Origin of the sequence: Bacteroides sp. 2201st1_D9_2201SCRN_220225, assembly GCF_040928965.1 — a bacterium.
GTDB lineage: Bacteria > Bacteroidota > Bacteroidia > Bacteroidales > Bacteroidaceae > Bacteroides > Bacteroides stercoris.
The window spans coordinates 61,576-68,325 of record NZ_JBCODG010000019.1 but is presented as its reverse complement, the minus strand read 5'-3'; the positions used below and the strand labels follow the sequence as shown (position 1 = coordinate 68,325).

General features: G+C 47.7%; 6 protein-coding genes and 1 pseudogene. 2 read left to right on the top strand and 5 right to left on the bottom strand.

Annotation, left to right across the window (positions count from 1 at the left end; all coding sequences use genetic code 11):
* A pseudogene (locus AB5903_RS08340) lies at positions 1 to 173 on the top strand (GNAT family N-acetyltransferase); the annotation flags it as partial.
* 6 nt (positions 174 to 179) lie between these two features.
* Here AB5903_RS08340 and AB5903_RS08335 read toward each other — a convergent pair.
* The 4 genes from AB5903_RS08335 to folP all read right to left on the bottom strand — a co-directional run bounded on the left by AB5903_RS08335 (position 180) and on the right by folP (position 4,888).
* Positions 180 to 1,499, bottom strand: a complete 1,320-nt coding sequence (locus AB5903_RS08335) for a TldD/PmbA family protein (protein WP_272709924.1) — start codon at positions 1,497 to 1,499, stop codon at positions 180 to 182.
* Positions 1,500 to 1,570: 71 nt separating this feature from the next.
* Positions 1,571 to 3,109 carry a TldD/PmbA family protein gene (locus tag AB5903_RS08330; RefSeq protein WP_117902136.1) on the bottom strand — a complete coding sequence of 513 codons (1,539 nt, stop codon included), beginning with the start codon at positions 3,107 to 3,109 and terminating at the stop codon, positions 1,571 to 1,573.
* 122 nt (positions 3,110 to 3,231) lie between these two features.
* Positions 3,232 to 3,996: a diadenylate cyclase CdaA gene (gene cdaA, locus AB5903_RS08325; protein WP_005656246.1), complete on the bottom strand. Its 765-nt coding sequence runs from the start codon at positions 3,994 to 3,996 to the stop codon at positions 3,232 to 3,234.
* Between the two features lie 19 nt (positions 3,997 to 4,015).
* A complete protein-coding gene (gene folP, locus AB5903_RS08320; protein WP_117902137.1) occupies positions 4,016 to 4,888 on the bottom strand; it encodes a dihydropteroate synthase in 873 nt (290 codons plus the stop codon).
* Between the two features lie 140 nt (positions 4,889 to 5,028).
* Between folP and murF the strand changes: the two genes are divergently transcribed.
* Entirely contained in the window at positions 5,029 to 6,327 is a 1,299-nt protein-coding gene (gene murF / locus AB5903_RS08315) for a UDP-N-acetylmuramoyl-tripeptide--D-alanyl-D-alanine ligase (RefSeq protein ID WP_034535867.1), read from the top strand.
* Here the strand turns inward: murF and AB5903_RS08310 are convergent.
* The gene (locus AB5903_RS08310; protein ID WP_005656240.1) at positions 6,324 to 6,722 is read right to left on the bottom strand and encodes a VanZ family protein; all 399 of its coding nucleotides are present in this window, start codon (positions 6,720 to 6,722) and stop codon (positions 6,324 to 6,326) included. The two genes, murF and AB5903_RS08310, sit on opposite strands and share 4 nt — an antisense overlap.
* Positions 6,723 to 6,750 lie beyond the last annotated feature (28 nt).

The following is a 6,750-nucleotide window of genomic DNA, read 5'->3' as shown; positions in this document are numbered from 1 at the left end:
CACTTACAGACCCGCAGATCAGCGCCAATAACGGTTACTACTATCTGAATAACGGCAAGTGTATAAGTAGTGCCAAGCGGCTGCCGGGCAGCCACTTGGCACTCACTGTCGGCGAACTTACCGAAAAGATATTATCGCCATCAAACCCTTACATGAGTTTAATGCTGAATTAACAGTTCTTACAATCCGCTGAAGTCTACACCTTCGAATACCAGCGACGGGATGCGCCATGAAGAAGACATACGGGGATCATTACCCACAGCCGATAAAGAAGCCCAAAGCGTAATCATATTACCCGTGACATTCATTTCGCTGACGGGCTGGGTCAATTTGCCATTTTCAATCAGGAAACCCTCTATACCGTACGAAAAGTCTCCGGAGCTGCTGTTACAATTACCGCCATTGAATCCGGTAACCAGGATGCCTTTCTGCACGTCGGCCACCAGACCGTTCAAATCTTTGCTTCCCGGTTTGAGCACCAATAAGGAAGGAGAGTTGACAGTCGGCTCCACTCCCATTTTTTTAGAGTTGTAGGTATCAATGAAGTATGTCTTCAACACACCTTCTTCAAAGATAGAACGCCGTTCGGTTGCCACTCCTTCGCTATCGAAATAGCGCGCACCGCTTGCACCGATTAAATGGGGCTCATCCATCAGATTCAACAATCCGGTCCCTACTTTCACATTCAGCTTATCCAACAGAAAAGAGTTTTTTTGCTGTAATGCCGAACCGTACAGCGCACTCAGTACCGGACTGAGCAAATTACTTGCATTCATCGGGTCTACCACCATTGTATACTTGCCGGAAGCAACCTTTTTCTGTCCGAGTTTCCGCAGTACGCGCTCCAAGGCTTTCGTTCCGACACCCGATTTTACCAGTTTGTCGTAAAACAGAGCCGATTCATACCAATAAGAAGATGGACGCGCCTCTCCCTCGCCACGCAATGCCACATCGGCAGAAAGCGAAAACCAAGTAGACTTGGACTCGCCTTCAAAACCGTTGCTCGTCAAACGGTAGGAAGAACTTTCTCCGTCACCATACGAAGTTCCTACGGATATAATGCGGCTGTCTTTGCCCAAGACTTCTTCGGCAGCAGCACGCGCAATGGCAACTTTGTCGTCCGGATTAATAGTTTCGAAACGCCTGTCAGACAATTGCAGGTCCGGCTTTCCACCTTTATAATAACGGGAAGCATCGGGCAACACACGTGCCTCATCCACTGCCAGATAGCGCGTAGATTCGATACCGTTCTTTATAAACGTCTCCAGTTCTTTCTTATCCAAACGGTTGGTTGAATAAGAACCGTACCTGCCGTCCACATACAAACTGATGCTCAACCCGCTTTCCGAGGCTTGTTGCAATCTGTCCATCTTGGCATCGCGTAATTCAAATGAAGCGTTGGAGTTGGAGTACAGCACCAACTTTGCTGCCTGACACCCGTTTTTCAAGGCATAGTCCATTGCCCACTGCGCCAGCTTTTTATTATTGTCTGTAATCATATTTTCAGTTGATTGTTAGCTGTTGATAATTGACAATTAGAAATTATCAGTTATCAATGCTCCGTTAGTACTTAATTTTCCCCTCCTACGGTGAGTTTGCTGACTAATGCCGACGGCATACCGCACGTCACCGGACAAGACTGTCCATCCTTACCACAGGTCCATGTACCATTGTCAATCTTATCATTGTCGGCCACCATTGTGATGTCTGCCAATGCTTTCGGACCGTTACCTATGATATTGATGTCCTTAATGGGCTGCGTCAGCTTTCCGTCCTCAATCAAATAACCGGACTTCACGAAGAACGTAAAGTCACCGGCTCCAATCTGTACCTGACCATTCGTAAACGTGTCTACGAAAATACCGTTCTTCACCGTAGAAATAATATCCGCTTCCTTCATATTGCCGGCTTCCATATACGTAGCACGCATACGTGGAATAGGCAGGTTACGGAATGTATCGCGGCGACCGTTTCCGGTGGGATTCACACCGTAATGCTTTGCACTGATACGGTCGTGCAGGTAGCTGGTGAGCACACCCTCCTTGACAATATACGTTTTCTGCCCCTCTACACCTTCATCGTCGAAATTCACGGAACCCCGATTGAAAGGTATCGTACCGTCATCCACCACGTTAATATGTTCGTTGCACACCTTCTTGTTCAACTGACCGGCAAATATGGATATATCCTTACGGTTGAAGTCTGCCTCGAACGCATGCCCTATAGCCTCGTGCAGCAGGATTCCCGAACCGCCCGAACCCATTACAACGGGCATTTCACCACCTTTAGGCTTAATGGCCTTAAATAGAATAGCAGTACGATCTACCACTTCACGGGCAATCACGTCCACCACATCGTCGGTCATAAATTCGAATCCCTTGCGGTAAGACCTGCCTGCATAGCCGTTTTCCATCTTACCGTTCTCCTCCATGATGCAGACTGCCATAAAGGATACCATTGGACGGTAGTCGTAATAACTCACACCTTCCGAATTGCAGAACAGTACATGCGAAGTGCTGTCCTGCAAATAGGCCTGTACCTTTCGCACACGGTTGTCCAAAGAGAATATTTTCTCATTCAGTTTCTCCAAATAGGGAATCTTCTCTTTTACGCCCACATCTTCCCAGGGAGTAGCCACGGCATAGCGGCTCCGGGCTATGGTTTTCTCCGTCAGCCCCACAGGTTTGCCTGCCCTGCCCGAAGATGCAATACGGGCAGCAGTACGGGCGGCACGCAACATTTCTTCCAAGGTAACGCCTTCTACATAGGCATAGCCACTTTGGTCTCCGGAAAGCACACGCACTCCCATACCGAAATCGATATTGGAGCCGCAGTTATTCACCTTACCGTCCATTAAACTCACACTATTATTGAAAGTGTGTTCGAAGTAAAGGTCCGCATAATCGCCGCCCTTTTCCAAAGCAACAGCCATTACTTTCTTTAAATCCGCTTCCGTCACACCAAAATGATTGGCAGCGGCAGCAACGGCAGACTTAGAGTCCGCACCGCCCAATGCTCCGCGCACAAACCCGGGCATAGCCAGCGAAGGCATAGCCAGTGAACCGAGAACGGCCATTCCGCCGGTTCGCAAGAAGTTTCGTCTATCCATATAAATTTGTTATAAGTTATAAATTACAGGTCGCTTATCCTCAATATAACGGGGGAATACAGAAAGGAGAGCTACCTTTGATTACCGAACAACCAATGCGCCTCAGCCTACTACTGCCGCATCTAAATTTCTTTTGTCAAAAGACTCTCCAATTCCTCGGCACTCAGGCGCAGATAAAACTGCCCTTTGTAGGCTACCGAAATAGAGCCTGTTTCTTCCGATACAATGATCGCATGGGCATCCGACACCTGAGATATTCCCATCGCCGCACGATGCCGCAAACCCAATTCTTTCGGAATATCCAGATTGTGCGACACGGGCAGGATACATCCTGCCGCCTTAATGCGCTTCTTGCTGATAACCATAGCTCCGTCGTGCAACGGGCTGTTCTTGAAAAAGATATTTTCTATCAGGCGCTGGTTTATATCGGCGTTGATAATCTCCCCTGTACGCACCACATCGTCCAACGGCATATTATGTTCCACCACAATCAATGCACCGACTTTCTGCTTGCCCATACTGATACAAGCCATTACAACGGGCATAATTTCATCGTGCTCCATGCCTTCTTTCTTGTTTCCCGTAAAGAAGCGCACCAATGCACTGGCATGCTGATGCGAACCGAGCGTAAGCAGAAACCGCCGTATTTCATCCTGAAACAAGACGATAAGTGCCAACACACCCACACTGACCAGTTTATCAAAAATAGACCCTAACAGTTTCATCTCCAGCACTTGAGAAACCACCAGCCAAATCAGGATAAACACCAGTATACCCGTAAACACATTGATAGATCCGGAAGCTTTCATCAGCTTATATGTATAGTAAAGCAGGAAAGCTACCAGCAGGATATCTATAAAATCTTTTATGCCAAATTCAAAAAACACGGTCGCAAGTGATTAATGGTTAATTATTAGCGATTAACGCAGAACGGGCCGCATCCATGGCTTCCACGATTTTCACCGTTTCCACTGCCTCGCGCACATCGTGCACACGAAGTATATCAGCCCCTTTCAACAGACAGATGGTATCCAATACGGTTGTACCGTTCAACGCTTCCTGCGGAGTAGTTCCCAACAAGCGATAAATCATAGATTTACGGGAAACGCCAACCAGCAAGGGAAGTTCAAAAACGCGAAATTCCTCCAGATGAGCCAACAATTCATAATTATGCTCAATGGTCTTGCCAAAGCCGAACCCGGGGTCCAATATGATATCCTTTACGCCTAAATCGCGTAATTGCTGCACCTTACGGGCAAAGTACATAAACACCTCTTTCAGCAAATTATCATAATGGGGATGCTGTTGCATATTTTGCGGTGTACCCTGCATGTGCATCATGATATAAGGAACATTCAGATCGGCAACCGTACGGAACATATCATCATCCATTTCTCCGGCAGCTATATCATTGATAATTGCCACACCGTATTCCTCGACACACATTCTCGCCACATCCGCCCTAAAGGTATCTACCGAAACAATCGCATCGGGCTGTACTTTCCTCAGAATACCCAACCCCATGCGCAAGCGTTCCATCTCTTCCGCAGGCGACACATTCTCCGCATTGGGACGCGAAGAGTAAGCGCCCACATCGATGATAGCAGCTCCTTCCGCCACAATCTGCCCTATGCGGCTTGTTATGTCGGCTTCCGTCTGCATGCGGCTGCCGGCATAAAAAGAATCGGGGGTGACATTGAGAATTCCCATGACGCAGGGAGAAGAAAGGTCCAACAGCGAACCGTTGACGTTTATATATTTGGATTGCAGAACTTTCATGGCAGCATTTTTTGATTTATATATCTGCAAATGTAAACAAAAAAGCCATTGTTGGTACACCAAGTCTGAAAAATAAGGTATCTTTGTTCGCAAAATATCAATTTTATTACGAACTGCAAAACTCCCCGAAGGAGAAAGATATGGATATAACCGCTCTTTATCAGATATTTCTCGGCTGCACCGGCATAACCACCGACAGCCGCAACTGCCCCGAAGGCTCACTGTTTATCGCCTTAAAAGGCGATACGTTCAACGGCAACGCCTTTGCCGCCAAAGCATTGGAAGCAGGCAGCACCTACGCCGTTGTAGACGAAGCCGCCTATGCTCCTGCCGGAGATACACGTTATATATTAGTGGATAACTGCCTGCACACCTTGCAACAGCTTGCCAATTATCACCGCCGCCAACTGGGTACGCGCATCATCGGCATTACAGGAACCAATGGGAAAACAACGACCAAGGAGCTTATATCCGCCGTATTGTCCCAAAAGTACAATGTACTGTACACACTGGGAAATCTGAATAATCCGATCGGTGTACCGCTCACCTTGTTGCGCCTGACAACAGAGCATGAGCTCGGCGTAGTAGAAATGGGAGCCAGCCACCCCGGCGACATCAAGGAACTGGTGGAAATAGCCGAACCCGATTATGGGATTATCACCAATGTAGGAAAAGCTCATTTGGAAGGCTTCGGTTCTTTCGAAGGCGTTATCCGGACCAAAGGCGAACTGTACGACTATCTGCGCCGGCAGGGAAACTCCACCATCTTCCTTCATCAGGACAATCCTTACCTCAGGGAAATAGCCCGGGGACTGAATCCGATAACCTACGGAGAAGAAAACAGTCTGTATATCAACGGCCACGTTACCGGCAATTCCCCCTACCTCGCTTTTGAGTGGAGAGCCGGAAAAGAAGGAGAATTTCACCAAGTGCATACCCGGCTGATTGGCGAATATAACTTTCCCAATGCTCTGGCAGCCGTCACTATCGGACATTTCTTCGGAGTAGAAGCAGAGAAGATAGACAAAGCCCTGAATGAATATGAACCCCGGAACAACCGTTCGCAACTGAAAAAAACGGCCGACAACACCCTGATTATCGATGCCTACAACGCCAATCCCACAAGCATGCTGGCAGCCATCGGAAATTTCCGCAACATGCAAGCCGAGAAAAAAATGCTGATATTGGGAGATATGCGCGAACTGGGAAAAGACAGTGCCGAAGAGCACCAGAGAATAGTGGACTATCTGGAAGAATATGGCTTTGAGGATGTAATATTGGTAGGCGAATTATTTGCAGCAACCCGCCACACGTATACCACTTATCCCGATGCTCCAGCTCTAATAGCCGCGCTCCAAAAGAACAAACCCTGCGGAAAGACAATCCTGATAAAAGGCTCGAACGGAATAAAACTGAATACGGTAGTCGATTATCTCTAATCTGTAGATTTACGCATCACTCTTGGTTTCAGCACGAAACAAGCCACCAATGACGCCAGGACAGCTCCCGTGGTATTGGCTGCAAAATCCAGCCAATCGCCGCCACGGTAGGTAGTACAAAATGCCTGTAACAATTCTACCGCTCCGCTGAACAATACCGGACAGACAAATGCTCCTACCCATGCGTGCCACATAGGCGTACGGTCTCTCCGATGCGCCCGCAAGAACTCCAGCCACAACATACCGGACATGCCGAAATACATACAGATATGCACCACCTTGTCAAGGTTAGGGATAGTGCCCAGATCGGTAGTGGGCGGTTTAAAAAACGACAGATAAATTACAGCAAGTATTATCACCAGCGATACCGGATATTTCTTAATATAATATAGCATATCTCAAATTATGAACAATCTGTGTGCA

Coding starts and splice junctions, on each gene's coding strand:
- AB5903_RS08310 (WP_005656240.1), bottom strand. CDS start 6,722: ATGCTATATTATATTAAGAAATATCCGGTATCGCTGGTGATAATACTT.
- murF (WP_034535867.1), top strand. CDS start 5,029: ATGGATATAACCGCTCTTTATCAGATATTTCTCGGCTGCACCGGCATA.
- folP (WP_117902137.1), bottom strand. CDS start 4,888: ATGAAAGTTCTGCAATCCAAATATATAAACGTCAACGGTTCGCTGTTG.
- AB5903_RS08335 (WP_272709924.1), bottom strand. CDS start 1,499: ATGATTACAGACAATAATAAAAAGCTGGCGCAGTGGGCAATGGACTAT.
- AB5903_RS08330 (WP_117902136.1), bottom strand. CDS start 3,109: ATGGATAGACGAAACTTCTTGCGAACCGGCGGAATGGCCGTTCTCGGT.